This is a genomic window from Microbacterium sp. Root180 (genome assembly GCF_001428485.1).
Classification (GTDB): Bacteria; Actinomycetota; Actinomycetes; order Actinomycetales; family Microbacteriaceae; genus Microbacterium.
The window spans coordinates 185,051-203,501 of record NZ_LMHS01000003.1 but is presented as its reverse complement, the minus strand read 5'-3'; the positions used below and the strand labels follow the sequence as shown (position 1 = coordinate 203,501).

General features: G+C 69.5%; 17 protein-coding genes and 1 tRNA gene. 15 read left to right on the top strand and 3 right to left on the bottom strand.

Annotated features, from left to right (window positions below; genetic code table 11):
- Positions 1 to 26: 26 nt before the first annotated feature.
- On the top strand, positions 27 to 680 hold the full coding sequence (locus tag ASD93_RS15910) for an RNA polymerase sigma factor (protein ID WP_162253385.1): 654 nt from the start codon (positions 27 to 29) through the stop codon (positions 678 to 680).
- A 623-nt stretch (positions 681 to 1,303) separates the two neighbouring features.
- On the opposite strand, the gene ASD93_RS08450 is transcribed toward ASD93_RS15910, so the two are convergent.
- Positions 1,304 to 1,558 (bottom strand): hypothetical protein, encoded by a 255-nt coding sequence (locus ASD93_RS08450; protein WP_056121317.1) that lies wholly within the window; start codon positions 1,556 to 1,558, stop codon positions 1,304 to 1,306.
- Positions 1,559 to 2,058: 500 nt separating this feature from the next.
- Here ASD93_RS08450 and ASD93_RS08445 point away from each other — a divergent pair, with 500 nt between their 5' ends.
- From ASD93_RS08445 to ASD93_RS08440, 3 genes are all read left to right on the top strand, one after another.
- Entirely contained in the window at positions 2,059 to 2,649 is a 591-nt protein-coding gene (locus ASD93_RS08445; protein ID WP_157536909.1) for a hypothetical protein, read from the top strand.
- 290 nt (positions 2,650 to 2,939) lie between these two features.
- Positions 2,940 to 3,116: a hypothetical protein gene (locus ASD93_RS15905; protein ID WP_157536908.1), complete on the top strand. Its 177-nt coding sequence runs from the start codon at positions 2,940 to 2,942 to the stop codon at positions 3,114 to 3,116.
- A gap of 43 nt (positions 3,117 to 3,159) precedes the next feature.
- On the top strand, positions 3,160 to 3,609 hold the full coding sequence (locus ASD93_RS08440) for a DUF4279 domain-containing protein (protein WP_082569249.1): 450 nt from the start codon (positions 3,160 to 3,162) through the stop codon (positions 3,607 to 3,609).
- Between the two features lie 290 nt (positions 3,610 to 3,899).
- On the opposite strand, the gene ASD93_RS08435 is transcribed toward ASD93_RS08440, so the two are convergent.
- Positions 3,900 to 3,972: transfer RNA gene (locus tag ASD93_RS08435), tRNA-Arg, on the bottom strand.
- Between the two features lie 44 nt (positions 3,973 to 4,016).
- Positions 4,017 to 4,826 carry an SGNH/GDSL hydrolase family protein gene (locus tag ASD93_RS08430; protein WP_056121310.1) on the bottom strand — a complete coding sequence of 270 codons (810 nt, stop codon included), beginning with the start codon at positions 4,824 to 4,826 and terminating at the stop codon, positions 4,017 to 4,019.
- A gap of 183 nt (positions 4,827 to 5,009) precedes the next feature.
- On the opposite strand from ASD93_RS08430, the gene ASD93_RS08425 reads away from it, so the two are divergent.
- From ASD93_RS08425 to ASD93_RS08375, 11 genes are all read left to right on the top strand, one after another.
- Entirely contained in the window at positions 5,010 to 5,864 is an 855-nt protein-coding gene (locus ASD93_RS08425; protein WP_056121309.1) for a transglutaminase-like domain-containing protein, read from the top strand.
- A 315-nt stretch (positions 5,865 to 6,179) separates the two neighbouring features.
- The gene (gene argS / locus ASD93_RS08420; RefSeq protein ID WP_056121308.1) at positions 6,180 to 7,844 is read left to right on the top strand and encodes an arginine--tRNA ligase; all 1,665 of its coding nucleotides are present in this window, start codon (positions 6,180 to 6,182) and stop codon (positions 7,842 to 7,844) included.
- A 2-nt stretch (positions 7,845 to 7,846) separates the two neighbouring features.
- Positions 7,847 to 8,659, top strand: a complete 813-nt coding sequence (locus ASD93_RS08415; RefSeq protein WP_056121306.1) for a DUF2993 domain-containing protein — start codon at positions 7,847 to 7,849, stop codon at positions 8,657 to 8,659.
- Positions 8,660 to 8,910: 251 nt separating this feature from the next.
- Positions 8,911 to 10,329, top strand: coding sequence for a diaminopimelate decarboxylase (gene lysA / locus ASD93_RS08410; RefSeq protein WP_056121304.1), 1,419 nt, complete (start codon positions 8,911 to 8,913; stop codon positions 10,327 to 10,329).
- Entirely contained in the window at positions 10,322 to 11,659 is a 1,338-nt protein-coding gene (locus tag ASD93_RS08405; protein ID WP_056121302.1) for a homoserine dehydrogenase, read from the top strand. Before lysA ends, ASD93_RS08405 begins: the two co-directional genes overlap by 8 nt.
- A gap of 1 nt (position 11,660) precedes the next feature.
- On the top strand, positions 11,661 to 12,749 hold the full coding sequence (thrC, locus tag ASD93_RS08400) for a threonine synthase (RefSeq protein WP_056121301.1): 1,089 nt from the start codon (positions 11,661 to 11,663) through the stop codon (positions 12,747 to 12,749).
- Positions 12,746 to 13,693: a homoserine kinase gene (thrB, locus tag ASD93_RS08395; RefSeq protein ID WP_056121299.1), complete on the top strand. Its 948-nt coding sequence runs from the start codon at positions 12,746 to 12,748 to the stop codon at positions 13,691 to 13,693. Before thrC ends, thrB begins: the two co-directional genes overlap by 4 nt.
- Before the next feature lie 191 nt (positions 13,694 to 13,884).
- The gene (gene rho, locus ASD93_RS08390; RefSeq protein ID WP_056124222.1) at positions 13,885 to 15,939 is read left to right on the top strand and encodes a transcription termination factor Rho; all 2,055 of its coding nucleotides are present in this window, start codon (positions 13,885 to 13,887) and stop codon (positions 15,937 to 15,939) included.
- A 5-nt stretch (positions 15,940 to 15,944) separates the two neighbouring features.
- Positions 15,945 to 17,024 (top strand): peptide chain release factor 1, encoded by a 1,080-nt coding sequence (gene prfA, locus ASD93_RS08385; RefSeq protein WP_056121296.1) that lies wholly within the window; start codon positions 15,945 to 15,947, stop codon positions 17,022 to 17,024.
- A 56-nt stretch (positions 17,025 to 17,080) separates the two neighbouring features.
- On the top strand, positions 17,081 to 17,884 hold the full coding sequence (locus ASD93_RS08380) for an alpha/beta fold hydrolase (RefSeq protein ID WP_056121295.1): 804 nt from the start codon (positions 17,081 to 17,083) through the stop codon (positions 17,882 to 17,884).
- 23 nt (positions 17,885 to 17,907) lie between these two features.
- A complete protein-coding gene (locus ASD93_RS08375; protein ID WP_056121293.1) occupies positions 17,908 to 18,306 on the top strand; it encodes a phage holin family protein in 399 nt (132 codons plus the stop codon).
- The last annotated feature ends 145 nt before the right edge of the window (positions 18,307 to 18,451 follow it).

The window sequence follows — 18,451 nt, the reverse complement described above, 5'->3', positions numbered from 1 at the left end:
AAGTCCCTGGGGCCACAGACCGAGAAGTGAACCTATTCTTTCCGACCTTCCAGGTCGCCCCTTCCCAGATTCCGAAGGAGCACCTCATGGAAGGTTTTTCTGTTTTTGAGCTCGCTGAGCTGACTGTCGATGAGCTGGTTCTCGCAGCACAGACCTGCGAGGCGGACAACACGCGGGCGATGAATGAGCTGGTTCGGCGACTGAGCGATAGTGCGCGCAGGATCTCCGCGACCGTGTGCCACCACGCCGCTGACCGCGACGATGTAGCCAACGCGGCGCTGATGGCGATTCCCCGCGTCGCTCGCGCATTCTGTTCGGACAGAGGTCGCCCATTTACCCCCTACGTGACCACAGCTATGTATAACGAGGCACGGCGTGAGTCCATGCGGCTGACCGGACAGCGAAACCCGCGAGATGTAGTCGCAGCTGCCGAAATGACGAGGGTGCTGCACCTCGAGCGCGACCGCGACGTGATCGAACGTGGAGCGCTTCCTTTCGGTTCGCTGGGACCTGCGCTTGCCGCGCTTCCCGATATGGAGCTCGAGGCTGTCCTCCTGATCGACCTCGGCTATTCCGGCCGCGAGATTGCAGCAAGGACGGGGGTTCAGGCGCCCGCGATCTCGAAGCGTCTTTCGTCTGCGCATTCTCGACTTCGCGCCTCCCTCGGGGCTGCAGCATGAACCGTCGAGCCACGGATTCTCCTCAGGTTCTGGGCGCAATCCTTATCAACCCGGCATTGGGTCCTGGCACGGCAACTACTCGCCGGCTGGAGGTCGTCCGCGATCTGCTCGGCTGCGACGAGATGCGAATAGCGAACCTCTTGGCGGTTCCCACCCGGAGTGTCCTGGAGATCACAACGGCTGGGTCAGCGCTCGACGGGTGGGATATTGCGCGCCCCCAGCTGCGGTCGCTGATTGGCTCGGCTGATCAGCTGCTCCTCGGGTGGGGGCTAGGTGGAGGGTTTAGCGGCGAAGCTCGGAATCACTTCGAGGCGCAGGTCGGATGGGTCGAACGCGAGATTTCGCGTCGGTTGGACCGCCCGCGTGTGTGGACGGTCGGGGATTCCCCGAGGCACCCCTCGCGCTGGCATCAATACGTCGCGGACAAACACAGGCGCACTCGCGGCGGCGACTTCCAGAGTCGCCTGCGAGAAGTGCTCGTCGAGACCTCGCCCCGGCTATACGCGAGAGGTATCTGCGACTGAGCCGGTGTGTCATCGACACGCGAAAGTCGGAAACCCGAGATTGGCGCTGTCGACCCTGTCGCAACCCCGGTTGTTTGACTGGTTGACGCATCCGTTCGATCACTTTGGCGATGTTCGCCGGGGGTTGGACGCGACCTTCCACTGCCCGACCCGATAACCGAGCCAGTCCGCGATGGGCATCGAGCTGCTGCGCTCGGTGCTCGCCGGAATCTGGCGAGGTTGATTGCTCGCAAGGTCGCTCGATACCGAGTCTCGTAGCTTGATTGCGATCAACTCCAATTGCGCTGCGAGGTCTGTAATCGACTTCGCGCCCTCGGACCCGGTGAAATCGAGATGCATCGTGAAACGCAACACGGTGGGCTCCTTCCGAATGCTGGTCAAGATTTCTGGTTCGCCTGTCTGGCAGGGAGATCGAGTGTGAGGGGACGCCGCTTAGTTTCGGGTCGTGGAAAAACGGACTGAGTGAAGCGCGGGACCATATGCCGCGAAAGCCCGGCACGGGGCCGCAGGAGCGAGCTACGATCGGCCTGTAAGCCAGACGACCGTAGGCATGCGGGGGACTCATTGTTCGATTGGGTCTTAGGTGGTTCGCCGACTAGCGCGGCACGCCTCTTCGGCCGTCACGTGAGTTAGCACCTATTCCGGCGGCGAGCAGCGCCCATTCCACTTCAGGTCCAGATCGACTACTAGGCCGGACGCAAGCGCCTGTCAACGTCAGAGACGCCTCGACATGGTGATTGCCCTCGCTTCCTTTCGGCGGATACAGACTCTTTGCCCAGGCACTGGTGCGGCATGCCTACCCATGCCAGCATTGTACATGCTAATTCGTGGCTCGGCTACGCAATACTTAAGGGGTGAAAATCGACGTGCGATCCCTCACCGGCGCGAAGGTCACCGTCCGCCATGCCACTCGGCCCATCGGAACAGGGCTGCGCATCGTGCCCGAGTTCCGAGCGATGGCCACAGATCAACCCGACGTGCCGTTCGACACGGCGATCCACGCCCGATTCGACGAGAGAGCGGGTCGCTACGTCATCGCCGAGGCCACCTACACGGCTCGAGAAGGCGCCGAGATCAACGCGGTGACACTCCGAAAGGCCCGCACCGCGGACGTGCTCAAGGCGGCGGCTCCGGAGTGCATCACGCTCAACCTGATGGACGGCGGCAAGTGGATCAAGGCGAGCGAGCTCACGACGAGCCGCGAGCGAGTGCTGCCATGGTTCATTGTGGACATGGTCAGGCAGCGCAAGAACACCGAGCGCCGCATGGAGGCGGTCGAGATCGTCTACGGTGTCGCTGCGCTGTCCAATCAGCCACCGACGCAGGCGGTACAGCGTGAGTTCGGGATCCCGCACCGCACCGCGGCGGACTGGATTAGTAAGGCGCGGGAAGCGGGACATCTCGAGGGTATGAGCTACATCGCCGGTCGACGGGTGGATGGGTAGTGTCTCGCGTTGCAACACGTCGTCAGGTCGGCGGTATCGCGTTCGGTACCGCAAGCGGACCACACGGAGATCGACAAGCGCGGGTACCGCACCAAGCGTGAGGCGGGGGTTCCTCTGCACAGTCGAGTTCGCCAATGCGCCAGGTGATTACGTCGACCCTCCGCTCGCGCAAGTGACGGTCGATTCGTGGGCGAGGGACTGGCTCAAGAGCCGAGCCAGCTGAAGCCGACCACGCTGATCGGGTACCAGCGCTGAACAAGCACATCATCCCGCGGTGGGGGAGCCGCCGATTGAGCCATGTCGACTATGCCGAGATTCAACGCTGGATCAGTGGGCTCTCCAAGACGCTCGCGCCGCAGACCGTCCGCAACACCTTCGCCGTCTTCTCGCCGGTGTCTTCTTCGCTGTTCGAGATCGAGGACTCGTCCGCCGCCCCGCTGAAGGGATCCAGCTGCCGCGACGCATGAGCCGAGTGATCCACCCGTCGCGTGCGGGAGGTGGTGCGGTCGCGTGCAGGCTGTCTCTCGCCGGGTGATTCGTTCCGGGCTCGCGTCATTGGTCGTGCTATCGAGCGACACCCCACCGGCCATCGTCACCGAACTGCTCGGAGTCGAGCCGACCCAATCTGAGCTGAGAGGGTCGATCACGCGGTCGGGACATGCTCGCCAACTCAACGTTTGGTCGTACGACACCGGCCGGCTCGACAACACCGAGGACGACCAGACCGGAACTCGGGCCGTGCGCGAACTCTTGAGCGCATGCCGCCCCGCGTTCGGGCGGATCGCAAGTCTGCCGGCCGACTGCGACGCGCACATCACTTGGTCCGCCAACTCGGATTCATGGCAGGGAGGATTTCTTCTGCCTGCAGACCTGGCGGTCGAAATCGCCGCACTCGGCGTGGACGTCCTGGGAACGGTCTACTTCGACGACGAGGACGAGGACGAGGACGAGAGCGCGTAGGTGGTCGAGAAGACCACTGCTCGGGGATCCAGCAGCGGGGCTTAGCGACCAAGACCGCGGACGTCCACGCCGAGCAGGGCTGGTGCCAACGCCGTCGCTGCGCGCCGGCTCAACGATCTCGATGGTTCAGCCTCCGACAGGATCCCTCGCGCTCTCCACACGCCGCTTCGCGGCGCGCGGAGCCTCGGCGCGTGGGGCCCCCGAACACGCCCGCTTCGCGGGCTGTTCGATTGCTGTCAAAGACACAAATGCGAGAAGGCCGACCCTCCGGGCCGGCCTTCTCGCATTCGTGCCCCCGACAGGAATCGAACCTGCGACCTTTGGTACCGGAAACCAACGCTCTATCCCCTGAGCTACGGAGGCGTACCGGTCGAGATTATCACCCTGCGGCCGGCGCTCCCGCCGCGTCAGGGGGCGACGATCTCCTCGTCCAGCGGTGCGTCGGCGACGACATCCGTGGGTGCGGTCATCTCGATGATCGCCTCGGCGACGCGCTCGGCGAGGTAGGCGTGACCGTCGGTCGAGGGGTGGTTGCGGCCGACCGGGCCGATGTCGATGACGTCGAGGTAGTTGGCCTCGGTGATCCAATCGCCGGCGATGGGGGAGATGTACCACCAGCCGCGGGCAGCGGCCAAGCTCGCCAGATCCCTGTCGATGCGCGCGGTCGCGGACTCGACGGGGAGCACCTGCGGCGCCGGGCCGAGGATCACGATCGCGGCGTCGGGATAGCGGGACTCGAGCGCGTTCCACACGGCGGTGACAGCATCCGTGTACCCCTCGGCGGGGAGCCGGCGATCGTTGATCGAACCCTCGAGGATGATGAGGTCGGGGTCGAGTGCCGGGTCGAGGGCGGCGACGCGCTCGCCGTACGAGCCGCCGTCGATGCCGGGCTTCAGATAGCCGGAGCCGCGCACGCCGTCGACCACGGCATCCCACCCGAGGTTCTCACCGAGGCGGTATGCGAAGCCGAGGGCCGGGATGGTCGCGGCGGAGCCGTAGACCCACGAGTCTCCGAACACGAGCACGCGCGGCGCATCGGGGAGTTCGAGCATCGCGGGAGCCACGGCGACGACCGTATCGGCCTCGCTCGCGACTGGTGCCGAGGGGGTCACCCAGGGCCGCCACATGCCGAGCGCGCACACCGCGGCGATGGCGAGCGCAGCGCCCAGGACCGGCAGCCACGGACGCCGTACGCGGAGGCTCCCGGGCGCGTGCATGAAGCGAGGCTACGTCACGAATCGGCGCGCACCGATTCCGACCCCGAATCGTTGGGAAACACGGTGCAGAACCTGAGCCGCACGGCCCGCCGAAAGCAGTGCAGATCTGGCGCGCGAAGGCCCCTCCGCGCGCATTCTGCGCACCCGCAGGAACACCCCATTCGGCGTGCGTAAGATACTTCGGTGCAACGTGTCCTGACCGCCGAACTCGACCTCGATCTGGGGTCGTCCGTCGACCTCATCTTCCAGATCACGGCGGCCCAGGGAGTGCCCCTGGCGAGCGAGCAGCTGACCTTCACCCAGGGCGAGCGCGTCTACACGCCCACCGAGATCGTCGACCAGTCCGGCAGCCGCCTCCACCGCCTGCTCGGCGAGGCCGGCCGGCTCGAGGTCCGCTACGAGGCGACCGTCGACGGGCAGACCGCGACCAGCCGCACGAGCGACCTCGAGGCCATCACCTACCTGCGTCCGAGCCGCTACTGCCAGTCCGACGAGGTGTTCCAGCAGGCCCGCCGCCAGTTCAAGGGACTCTCCGGCCACGACCTCATCGCGGCCGTGTCGGAGTTCGTCGCGACGAGCACCACCTACACGCCCGGACTCAGCCAGGGCACCGACAGCGCCGTCACCACCCTCATGACCGGTCAGGGCGTGTGCCGCGACTACGCCCACGTCGTCATCGCCCTGCTGCGCGCGATGGACATGCCCGCCCGCTACGCCGCCTGCTTCGCGCCGGGGCTGCAGCCCATGGACTTCCACGCCGTCGCCGAGGCCTACCACGACGGCGCCTGGTACGTCATCGACGGCACACGGCTCGCGAACCGCCGCTCGCTCGTGCGCATCGCCACGGGGAGGGATGCCGCGGACTGCGCCTTCCTCAGCTACCACGGCGGGTACGTCGGGCTCGATCGCATGCGCGTCGACGCGTGGGTCGTTCCGGATGCTCCGCCGCTCGACGGGCTCGACATGCTCCCGGAGACGCTGCCTGAGGCATCCGATCCGTCGCTCGACGACTTCACGTCGCTGGTGCAGCTGGCCTGACGGGGGCCGGGGCGCGGGGTGGGGCGTTTCGTCTCGCTTCGCTCGCTCAACGACCGGGCCACCGGGGGGCATTTCGTCTCGCTTCGCTCGCTCAACGACCGGGCCACCGGGGGGCGTTTCGTCTCGCTTCGCTCGCTCAACGACCGAGGGAGCGACCGGGGGGCGCGGGGTGGGGCGTTTCGTCTCGCTTCGCTGGCTCAACGACCGGGGTGACCGACCGGGGCGGCGTTTCGTCTCGCTTCGCTCGCTCAACGACCGAGGTGAACGACCGGGCGGAGCGGGGTGCGCCGCTCGCGCCCGTAGAATTAGCGGGCTATGAACCCCGACGCCCTCTCCGCTGCTCTGCTCGCCGTCATCGTCCCCCTCGCCGAGGCGCGACGACCCGGTGCCGCCGAGGGTCTCACCGCCGCCGACCTGCCGCTCGAGCGTCCGAAGAACCGCGAGCACGGCGACTGGTCGTCCAACGCGGCGCTCAAGCTCGCCAAGACGATCGGCGCGAACCCGCGTGAGCTCGCCGCCGAGATCGCCGACGGTCTTGCCGCGCTCGACGGCGTCGCGAGCGTCGACGTCGCCGGTCCCGGCTTCATCAACGTGCGACTGGATGCCGCGGCCGCCGGAGCCCTCGCGAAGACCATCGTCGACGCCGGCGCCGCCTTCGGCACCAACACCACCCGCACCGAAGAGATCATCAACCTCGAGTTCGTCTCGGCGAACCCGACCGGGCCGATCCACCTCGGCGGCACCCGCTGGGCCGCGGTGGGCGACTCGCTCGCCCGCATGCTCTCCGCCCAGGGCGCGCAGGTCACCCGCGAGTACTACTTCAACGACCACGGCGCCCAGATCGACCGCTTCGCGCGCAGCCTCGTCGCCGCGCACGAGGGCCTGCCGACCCCCGAGGACGGCTACGGCGGCGGCTACATCGGCGACATCGCGCGCCGCGTCGCGCTCGCCTACGACGGCGACATCGACGCGCTCGAGCCCGACGCCAAGCAGGAGGCGTTCCGCGCGCTCGGCGTCGGCTTCATGTTCGAGGAGATCAAGAAGAGCCTCCACGACTTCGGCGTCGACTTCGACGTGTACTTCCACGAGAACGACCTGCACGAATCCGGCGCCGTCGAGCGCGCCGTCGAGCGTCTGCGCGAGCAGGGACACATCTTCGAGGAGGACGGCGCGGTGTGGCTGCGCTCGACGACCTTCGGCGACGACCGCGACCGCGTCGTCATCCGCTCCAACGGCACGCCCGCCTACATCTCGGGCGACCTCGCCTACTACCTCGACAAGCGCGAGCGCGGCTTCAACCGCTGCATCATCATGCTCGGCGCCGACCACCACGGCTACATCCAGCGCCTGATGGCGATGTGCGCGGCCTTCGGCGACGAGCCGGGCGTGAACCTGCAGATCCTCATCGGCCAGATGGTCAACCTCGTCAAGGACGGCCAGCCGATGCGCATGTCCAAGCGCGCCGGCACCGTGGTCACCCTCGAGGACCTGGTCGAGGTGGTGGGGAAGGATGCTGCGCGCTACGCACTCGTCCGCAGCTCCACCGACTCGAACCTCGACGTCGACCTCGACGTGCTGCAGAAGCGCACGAACGACAACCCCGTCTTCTACGTGCAGTACGCGCATGCGCGGACCCACAACGTCGCACGCAATGCCGCGGCATCCGGAGTCGACCGCTCGGAGTTCGCCCCCGAGCTGCTCTCGCACGCGACGGAGTCGGCGCTGCTGGGCGTGCTGCAGGAGTTCCCGCGCATCGTCGCGTTCGCCGCGGAGGTGCGCGAACCGCACCGCGTCGCGCGCTACCTCGAGGAGCTCGCGGGCGTCTACCACCGCTGGTACGACAACTGCCGGGTGATCCCGCTCGGCGACGAACCCGTCGAGGCCGTGCATCGCACCCGTCTGTGGCTCAACGACGCCACCGGCCAGGTGCTCCGCAACGGGCTCGGCCTGCTCGGCGTGGGTGCGCCGGAACGGATGTAGCGATGAGCACCGGCGACACCGTAGAGCTGCCTCCCGGCTGGGAGGTCGCAGAGCCCCCGCGCCGCCGTCGGCGCGTGTGGCCGTGGATCGTCGCCCTGGTGATCCTCGTCGCGCTCGCCGTGGCCGCGTTCTTCATCGCCGAGGCCGTCGCGCGCGACATGGTCGAGCGCACGGTCAAGAACGAGATCTCGAAGCAGCTGTCGCTTCCCGCCGACCAGGAGGTCGACGTCGAGGTGCCGGGCCTGCTGATCCCGCAGCTGATCGGCGGCAGCCTCAATGAGGTGACGGTGTCGTCGCAGGATGTCCCCGTCGGCGCATTCGAGGGCGACGTCACCGTGACGGCGACCGAGGTGCCGATCCAGCAGGGCGTCGACATGGGCGGCGCCACCGCGACGGTCACCCTCGACGAGGAGCAGCTGCGCAGCCTGATGGCGACGGTCGAGGGCTTCCCCGCCGACACGCTCGGTCTCGCGGCGCCGAACGTCACCATGAGCACCGAGCTGCAGTTCTTCGGGATCGAGTTCCCGATCGGCGTCGCGCTCACGCCCTCCGTGTCGGACGGCGACCTCGTGCTCACGCCGGCGTCGTTCGAGCTCGCCGGCGCCCAGATCGACGCGGGTGCCCTGTCGGACCGCTTCGGGGCGCTCGCCGACATCGTCGTGCGCGACTGGAGCGTGTGCCTCGCCCAGTACATCCCGGCCGGCGTCACGCTCACCGGCGTCGAGGTCGTCGGCGACACGCTCGTCGCCGAGGCGGACGTCGACGGAGCCATCGTGACCGACCCCGCGCTGCAGGCGAACGGCAGCTGCGGCTGACGTCTGCCGCGTTTCGTCTCGGTCGCTGCGCTCCCTCGCTCAACGACCGGGGGTGGCTGCGTTTCGTTTCGGTCGCTGCGCTTCCTCGCTCAACGACCGGGGGGCCGCAGGCGTCACACATCACGGGCCCGGCATGGGCTGTGCCCTAGACTGCAAGGACGCTCGGCACGTGCAATCCGGCCGAGGCATCCGCGCCGATCCGGTCGCCCCGGACGGCTCTGCGCCGAAGCTCGAACCGATTGGTCCTACCCGTGTCCGCCCCTTCGCAGTCCCGCTCCCTGGCACCGGACTGGCTCGTCGAGCCCGATGACGCGAACGCGCTCGCACCCCTGGTGTGGCCCGAGGCCGCGGCACGCGACGACGAGGGCGTCCTCGTGCTCGGCGGCATCCCCGCCACCGCGCTGCGGGACCGCTTCGGCACGCCGCTGTGGGTGCTTGACGAGGACGAGGTCCGCGCCCGGGCCCGCCGCACCCTCGACGCGTTCCGCGCCGCTGCCGCCCTCTACGACGTGCAGGCGCGCGTGTACTACGCCGGCAAGGCGTTCCTGAGCACCGAGGTCGTGCGCTGGGTGACCGAGGAGGGCCTTGCGCTCGACGTGTGCACCGGCGGCGAGCTCGCCGTCGCCCTGGCCGCCGGAGCGGAGCCCGCACGGCTCGGCTTCCACGGCAACAACAAGAGCGTGCGAGAGCTCGAGGCCGCCGTCGAGGCGGGCGTCGGCTCCATCGTCATCGACAGCCTCATCGAGATCGAGCGCCTCGCGGCCATCGTCGACCGCCGCGACGTGAACCAGGCGGTGCTGCTGCGCGTCAACAGCGGCGTGCACGCCGAGACGCACGACTTCCTCGCGACGGCCCACGAAGACCAGAAGTTCGGCTTCACGCTGACGGATGCTCCCGCCGCGGCCGCCCGCATCCGCGAGCTTCCGGGGCTGACGCTCGTCGGCCTCCATTGCCACATCGGCTCGCAGATCTTCGGCACCGCCGGGTTCGAGGAGTCCGCCGCCCGCATCGTCGAGCTCCACGCCGAGCTCCGCGCCGGCGGGGACCTGCCCGTCCTCAACCTCGGCGGCGGCTTCGGCATCGCCTACACCTCGGCCGACGACCCGACTCCCATCGAGGAGCTCGCCGTCGGAATCGCGGATGCCGTCGCCCGCCAGTGCGAGGTGCGCGGCATCCCGGTCCCCAACCTGGCGTTCGAACCCGGCCGCGCGATCGTCGGCCCCGCCGGCGTGACGCTGTACGAAGTCGGCACGACGAAGGCGGTCGAGGTCGGCGACGACGCGCAGCGCCTGTACGTGAGCGTCGACGGCGGCATGAGCGACAACGCACGGCCGGCGCTGTACGGCGCCGAGTTCTCGGCACGGCTCGCCTCCCGCACGAGCGACGCGGCCCCGGCGCTCGTGCGCGTCGTCGGAAAGCACTGCGAGTCCGGCGACATCGTCGTCGACGCCGAGTACCTGCCGGGCGACGTCACGCCCGGCGACCTGCTCGCGGTGCCGGCCACCGGCGCGTACTGCTTCTCGCTCGCGAGCAACTACAACTACGTCCCCCGCCCGCCCGTCGTGGCGCTGCGCGGGGGAGAGGCGCGCGTCATCGTGCGCGGTGAGACGATCGACGATCTGCTCGCCCGCGACGCCGGCCTCCACCACCCGAAGGGAACGCATGACTGACTACCGCCGTCTCCGCGTCGCACTGCTGGGAGCAGGCGCCGTCGGCTCGCAGGTCGCGTCGCTGCTGCAGCAGCACGCCGACGAGCTCGCCGACCGCGCCGGTGCCCGACTGGAGCTGGTCGGGATCGCCGTGCGCGACGTCGACGCTCCGCGCGACGCCGACCTGCCCCGCGAGCTGCTCACCACCGACGCCGAGTCGCTCATCGTGGGCGCCGACATCGTCATCGAGCTCCTGGGCGGCATCGAGCCGGCGCGCACCTACCTGCTGCAGGCGATCAACTCGGGCGCTGATGTCGTGACGGCCAACAAGGCCCTCCTCGCCACGCACGGCCCGGAGATCTTCGATGCGGCCGACCAGGTGGGTGCCGAGGTCTACTACGAGGCCGCGGCGGCCGGTGCCATCCCGATCATCCGCCCCCTGCGCGACTCGCTCGCGGGCGACCGCGTGCAGCGCATCATGGGGATCGTCAACGGCACGACGAACTACATCCTCGACCGCATGGACACCGAGGGCGCCGACTTCGCCGACGTGCTCGCCGACGCGCAGCGCCTCGGGTACGCCGAGGCCGACCCGACGGCCGACGTCGAGGGCTACGACGCCGCGCAGAAGGCCGCGATCCTCGCGAGCCTCGCCTTCCACACGACCGTTCCGCTGGACGCGGTGCACCGCGAGGGCATCACGGCGATCGACAAGTCGATGATGGATGCCGCGCGCCACGCCGGCTATGTCATCAAGCTCCTCGCGGTGTGCGAGCGACTGACCGGCGACGAGCCCCGCCCATCGAGTAGCGGCGAAGCCGCGTATCGAGATGCGATCTCGGTGCGCGTGTACCCGGCGCTGGTGGACCGCGCCCACCCGCTGGCGAGCGTGCACGGCGCGAACAACGCCGTCTTCGTGCAGGCCGAGGCTGCCGGCAACCTCATGTTCTACGGCGCCGGCGCCGGCGGCGTGCAGACTGCGTCGGCCGTGCTCGGCGACGTCGTCTCGGCCGCCCGCCGCCACATCGCCGGCGGTGTCGGGGTCGGCGAGTCGACCCTCGCGAACCTGCCGATCGTCCCCATCGGGCGCGTCACGACCCGGTACCAGATCACCCTCGAGGTCGACGACGAGCCGGGCGTGCTCGCCACCGTCGCCGGGACCCTGAGCGACGGGCGCGTCTCGATCGCGAGCCTCGAGCAGACCGTCGTGGGCGAGGACGCCCGCACCGCGCGCCTGGTGATCGGCACGCACAAGGCTTTGGAGCAGGACCTCAGCGAGACGGTCGACCGTCTCGCCGCGAGCGGCGTCGTCGAGCGCGTCGTCTCGGTCCTGCGTGTGGAAGGAGACTGACATGGCACACGTCTGGCGCGGAGTCCTGCGCGAATACGGCGATCGTCTGGGCGTCACGGATGCCTCGACCGTCGTCACCCTCGGGGAGGGCGGAACGCCCCTCCTGCCGGCCCCGGCGCTGTCGCGCCTGACCGGCACCGATGTCTGGGTGAAGTTCGAGGGCATGAACCCGACGGGCTCTTTCAAGGACCGCGGAATGACGGTCGCCGTCTCCCGCGCGATCGACCACGGCGCGAAGGCCGTGATCTGCGCGTCGACGGGCAACACGTCGGCGTCGGCCGCCGCCTACGCGGCGCACGCAGGCATCACCGCGGCGGTGCTCGTGCCCGAGGGCAAGATCGCGATGGGCAAGCTCAGCCAGGCGGTGGCCCACAACGGTCAGCTCATCCAGATCCGCGGCAACTTCGACGACTGCCTCGAGATCGCGCGCGAGCTCGCCGAGCACTACCCCGTGCACCTGGTGAACTCCGTGAACCCCGACCGCATCGACGGGCAGAAGACGGCCGCCTACGAGGTCGTCGAGCAGCTCGGCGACGCCCCCGACTTCCACTTCATCCCGGTCGGCAACGCCGGCAACTACACCGCTTACACGCGCGGCTACCGCGAAGAGGCCGAGTCCGGCGTCTCGACCCGCATTCCCCGCATGTTCGGGTTCCAGGCCGAGGGCTCCGCACCCCTCGTGCGCGGCGAGGTCGTGCGCAACCCCGAAACGGTGGCCAGCGCGATCCGCATCGGCAATCCCGCGTCGTGGGAGCTCGCCCTCGAGGCGCGTCAGGCGACCGACGGCTACTTCGGTGCGATCGACGACGCGCGCATCCTCGCCGCCCAGAAGCTCCTCTCCGGAGAGGTCGGCATCTTCGTCGAGCCCGCCTCGGCGATCAGTGTCGCGGGGCTCCTCGACCGCATCGAGGCCGGCGTGGTCCCGAAGGGCGCACGCGTCGTGCTGACCGTCACCGGCCACGGGCTCAAGGACCCGCAGTGGGCCCTGCGCAACGCCGACGGCAGCCAGGTCGAGCCCACGGTGGTCGACGCGACGACGTCGGAAGTGGCATCCGTCCTGCAGCTCTCGCCCGTGGGGGCGACCGCGTGAACGCACCCGCCGCCTCGGTCACGGGGCGTCGGGTCGTCGTGCGGGTGCCGGCGACCAGCGCGAACCTCGGACCGGGATTCGACACGCTCGGCCTCGCGCTCAGCGTGTACGACGAGCTCGACGTCACGGCGCTGCCCGAGGGCGAGCTCGAGATCGAGGTCAGCGGGGCCGGTGCGGAGGATGTGCCGCGCGACGCCTCCCACCTCGTCGTGCGGGCGATCGCCTACGCGTACGAGTCGACAGGACGACCGATGCCGGGCCTCCGCCTGCGCGCGCACAACGTCATCCCGCACGGCCGCGGACTCGGCTCGTCGGGGGCCGCCGTCGTGTCGGGCCTGCTCGCGGCCAAGGGTCTGCTCGAGCCGGAGGTGACGCTCTCGGATGACACACTCCTGCGCCTGGCCACCGAGCTGGAGGGACACCCCGACAACGTCGCCCCGGCGCTGTTCGGCGGACTGACGATCGCGTGGGTCGACGAGAACGGCCCTCAGCACAAGAAGCTGCTCGTGCACCGCGGCGTCTCGCCGCTCGTGTTCGTGCCCGAGTTCACGATGTCGACCGAGGTCGCGCGCAGCCTGCAGCCGCTGCAGGTGCCGCGCGAAGACGCGGTGTTCAACGTGTCGCGCTCGGCTCTGCTCATCGCGGCGCTGACGCAGAGCCCCGAGCTGCTGCAGGCGGCGACCGAGGACAAGCTGCACCAGAACTACCGGGCCAGCGCCATGCCCGAGACCGACAAACTGGTCCGGATGCTGCGCGCTCAGGGCTTCGCGGCCGTGGTGTCGGGGGCGGGTCCGAGCGTGCTCGTGCTCGCCGACGGACCGGGCCGCCGGCTCGAGGCCGCTGCTCTGGCCGCCGAGGCGGGTGACACCCCGTGGGAGTCGCTCATGCTCGCCGTCGACTTCAAGGGTGGTACAGTGAAGGAGTACGCGGAGGGTTCCACGTAAGTCGTGAATCTGGCCTCCGTCGCAATCTGCGAACCGCGCACGACCCCCCATCCTCTTGACGGTCTCTGAGCACCATCACGGCATATACGCCGACCGAAGGGCCTGAGTTCCGCCGAAGGATCGGGTAGATGCCTGCTCTGCAGCGCGTCCGTGCGAACGTGCATTTCCATTCGTATGACAAGGGAGAACTCGTGGAGTCCATCTCCGAGATCCACACTGCCGACGCATCGGCCGAAGAGCGCACGGAAGCGCCCGAATCGGTCGAGAACGCCGGCATCGCCGAGACCGCGGCCGAGGCCGCCGCCCCGGCTGAGACCGAGGCCGCCGCTCCGGCGGAGGCCACCGACACCGCTGACGCCGACGCGCCTGCGGAGACCCCGGCCCCCGAGGCTGAGGCTCCGGCCGAGCCCGCGGCGGAGGCCGCTCCGGCAGAGCCCGCGGCCGCCGAGCCCGAGGCTCCGGTCGCACCGGCCAAGGCGCCCCGCAAGCGTGCGCCGCGCCGTGCCAAGAGCACCGACCCGCAGCCCGAGCCCGCCGCCGAGGCGCCGGCCGAGGCTGCCGCCGACGCTGAGGCGCCCGCCGAGGCCGCTCCGGCCGAGGCTCCTGCTGAGGCTGCCGCCGAGACTCCGGCCGAGGTCGAGGCTCCGGCCGAGACCGCCGCCGATGCTCCGGCCGAGGCTGCCGCCGACGCTCCGGCCGAGACCGCTGAGACGCCCGCTGAGGGCGACGCCGCGGCCGAGGCATCCGACACCGACGCCGGCGAGTCCGCCGACGGCGGCGACGAGGCACCGAGCCGTGGCCGTGGCCGCAGCCGCAGCCGCAGCCGCAACCGCAACGGCAACGCCCAGGGCGGTCAGGGTGGTCAGGGTGGTCAGGCGCAGGGCAACCAGGCGCAGGGCAACCAGAACCAGGGCAACCAGAACCAGAACGCCCCGAAGGAGTCCGCTCCGGCCGACGGCGACGACGAGCAGCCCCAGGGCAACGCCCGCAACCGTCAGCGCAACAAGCGCCGCGGCGCCACGCAGACGACCGACGAGTTCGACACCGAGATCGGCGAGGACGACGTCCTCATCCCGATCGCCGGCATCCTCGACGTGCTCGACAACTACGCCTTCGTGCGCACTTCGGGCTACCTGCCCGGCACGAGCGACGTCTACGTCTCGCTCGGCCAGGTCAAGAAGTACAACCTCCGCAAGGGCGACGCCGTCGTCGGATCGATCAAGCAGCCCCGCGAGGGCGAGCAGTCGAGCCGCCAGAAGTACAACGCGCTCGTCAAGGTCGACGCCGTCAACGGCCTGTCGGTGGAGGATGCCGCGACCCGCGTGGAGTTCGGCAAGCTGACGCCGCTCTACCCGCAGGAGCGCCTGCGCCTCGAGACCGCGCCCGAGAAGCTCACGCAGCGCATCATCGACCTCGTCGCGCCCATCGGAAAGGGCCAGCGCGGCCTCATCGTCGCGCCGCCCAAGGCGGGCAAGACGATCGTGCTGCAGCAGATCGCCAACGCCATCGCGACGAACAACCCCGAGGTACACCTCATGGTCGTGCTCGTCGACGAGCGCCCCGAAGAGGTCACCGACATGCAGCGGACGGTCAAGGGCGAGGTCATCGCCTCGACGTTCGACCGCCCCGCCGAGGACCACACGACGGTCGCCGAGCTCGCCATCGAGCGCGCGAAGCGCCTCGTCGAGCTGGGCCGCGACGTCGTCGTGCTGCTCGACTCGATCACGCGCCTCGGCCGCGCCTACAACATCTCGGCGCCGACCTCGGGTCGCGTGCTGACCGGTGGTGTCGACGCGTCCGCGCTGTACCCGCCGAAGCGCTTCTTCGGTGCGGCGCGCAACATCGAGAACGGTGGATCGCTCACGATCCTCGCCACGGCGCTCGTCGAGACCGGCTCCAAGATGGACGAGGTCATCTTCGAGGAGTTCAAGGGCACCGGCAACAGCGAGCTGCGCCTGAACCGCTCGCTCGCCGACAAGCGCATCTTCCCGGCCGTCGACGTCAACGCGTCGAGCACCCGCCGCGAAGAGATGCTGCTCTCGGCCGACGAGGTCAAGATCACCTGGAAGCTCCGCCGCGCGCTCGCCGGCCTCGAGCCCCAGCAGGCCCTCGAGGTCGTGCTCGGCAAGCTCAAGGAGACGCAGTCGAACGTCGAGTTCCTCGTGCAGATGCAGAAGTCGATCCCGGCGCCCACCACGGGCCACGGCGGCGGACGCAGCCACGCGGACGACAACAGCATCCGCTGATCTCCATGTTCGAGTCCGTCAAAGGGCTGATCGAGGAGCACGCCGCCGTCCAGACCGAGCTGTCGGACCCCGCGGTGCACGCCGATGCGGCGCGCGCCAAGCGGGTGAACCGGCGCTACGCCGAGCTGTCGAAGATCGTGAAGGCGTACGAGGACTGGGTCGCGGCATCCGATGACCTCGTCGCCGCGCGCGAGCTCGCGAAGGAGGACGACGCGTTCGCCGAGGAGGTGCCCAGCCTGGAGGCCGGGCTCGCCGAAGCGCAGGAGAAGCTGCGGCGACTCCTGATCCCGCGCGACCCCGACGACGCCCGCGACGTGATCATGGAGATCAAGCAGGGCGAGGGCGGCGCCGAGTCGGCGCTGTTCGCCGCCGACCTGCTGCGGATGTACATCCAGTACGCCGCCTCCAAGGGGTGGAAGACCGAGCTGCTCGAGCGCAACGAGTCCGACCTCGGCGGCTACAAGGACGTGCAGGTCGCGATCAAGGGCTCCTCGAGCGACCCCGCGCAGGGCGTGTGGGCGCACCTCAAGTACGAAGGCGGCGTGCACCGCGTGCAGCGCGTGCCGGCGACCGAGTCGCAGGGGCGCATCCACACCTCGACCACCGGTGTGCTCGTGTTCCCGGAGGTCGACGAGCCCGACGAGATCGACATCAACCAGGCCGACCTGAAGATCGACGTGTTCCGCTCGTCCGGCCCCGGCGGGCAGTCCGTCAACACGACCGACTCGGCCGTGCGCATCACGCACGTCCCGACCGGCATCGTCGTGTCGATGCAGAACGAGAAGTCGCAGCTGCAGAACCGCGAGGCCGGCATGCGCGTGCTCCGCGCGCGGCTCCTCGCCCGCCAGCAGGAAGAGCTCGAGGCGGCGGCATCCGATGCCCGCAAGTCGCAGATCCGCGGCATGGACCGGTCCGAGCGCATCCGCACGTACAACTTCCCCGAGAACCGCATCGCCGACCACCGCACCGGTTACAAGGCCTACAACCTCGACCAGGTCATGGACGGCGCGCTCGAGCCCCTCGTCGAGTCGGCCATCCAGGCCGACGAAGAGGCGCGGCTCGCGGCGCTGGGTGGCGACGGCTAGGACCGCTGGCGCGAGGCGTCATCGTGCTCTAGCGTCGGGCGGGTCGAAAGGACCCCATGCCCGCGTTCGTGTTCACCGCACCCTCCGGCGCCCAGCTGCACGGCGGCAGGCAGGGGGAGGGGATGCCGCTCCTCGCGCTCCACGGCGGCTATTCGTCGCGGGGCGAGATCGAGGCGATCCTCGACCTGGTGCTGCCCGCTGCGCCGGCCTTCGAGCGCTGGACGCCCGACCTCCCGGGCATGGGCGACAGCATCCGCACGTCCGTCGACAGCGCCGAGGAGGTGGCGGATCTGCTGTGCGCCTTCATCGCGGCGGAGTTCCGTGGGAGACCGTTCGTCGTGCTCGGGCATTCGCTGGGCGGCTTCCTCGCGCGGGCGGTGGCCGCGCGCATGCCCGATCAGGTGCGCGCCGTCGCTCTCCTCTGCACGCTGCCCGCGGACCTGCGGCCGGAGCCGGTCTCGGTCGTCGAGGCCGAGGACGGGGCGCTGGACGCCCTGAGCGAGCGCGAGCGCGGGGAGTTCGAGGGGTACTTCGTCTGGCATACCGCCGAGGCGGTCGCGCGATTCCGCGACGGGGTGGCCGGCTCGCTCGACCGTTATGACGCCGACATCGTCGGTCGCATCATGGAGTCGGCCGACTTCGACGTTGGCCACGGGGCCGACGACCTGCCGACGCTCCTCATGCTCGGCCGCCGCGACAGCCTCATCGGGTACCGGTCCCAGGTGGCCGCGGCCGAGGCATGGGGCCGCGCGAGCGTGGTGATCGTGGACGATGCCGGCCATGCGCTGCCGCACGAGAAGCCGGACCTGGTGAGGATGCTCCTGTCGGATCTGTTCAGGCGCGCCGGGCTCGTCGCCTGACGCCGCGGCGCTATGCTCGGCCCGTGCTCACGCTGATCATCCGCGCCCTGATCTTCCTCGTCTCGGCGTTCCTCGGTCTCGTGGCGGCCGACCTGCTGCTGCCCGGCTTCTCCCTGCACTGGAACGACTGGTGGGGGATCGTCCTGGCCGTCGTGATCTTCGCGGTGCTGCAGAGCATCCTGGCGCCGTGGCTCTTCAAGATCACGCGCCGCCACGCCAACGCCCTCATCGGCGGCATCGGACTGCTGTCGACCTTCGTCGCCTTGCTGATCGCCGTCGTCATCCCGGCGGCCGGCATCGGCATCGACGGCCCCGTCGCCTGGATCATCGGCACCCTCGTCGTGTGGCTCGTGACCGCGCTCGCGACCTGGCTTCTCCCGCCCCTGTTCATCAAGAAGAAGGTGGACGAGCGGCGGTCCTGACCCTGCCGACCCTGATGTGATCCGTTTGTGCGGGCGTATGCGCGCCCGACCCGGGCTTGACACGCACTTTCTCCCGCACAAACGGATCAGGCGGAGGGTCCGGCTCGGCGGGTTCGGCGGGCGTAGGGCAGGTCTCTCGGATCGC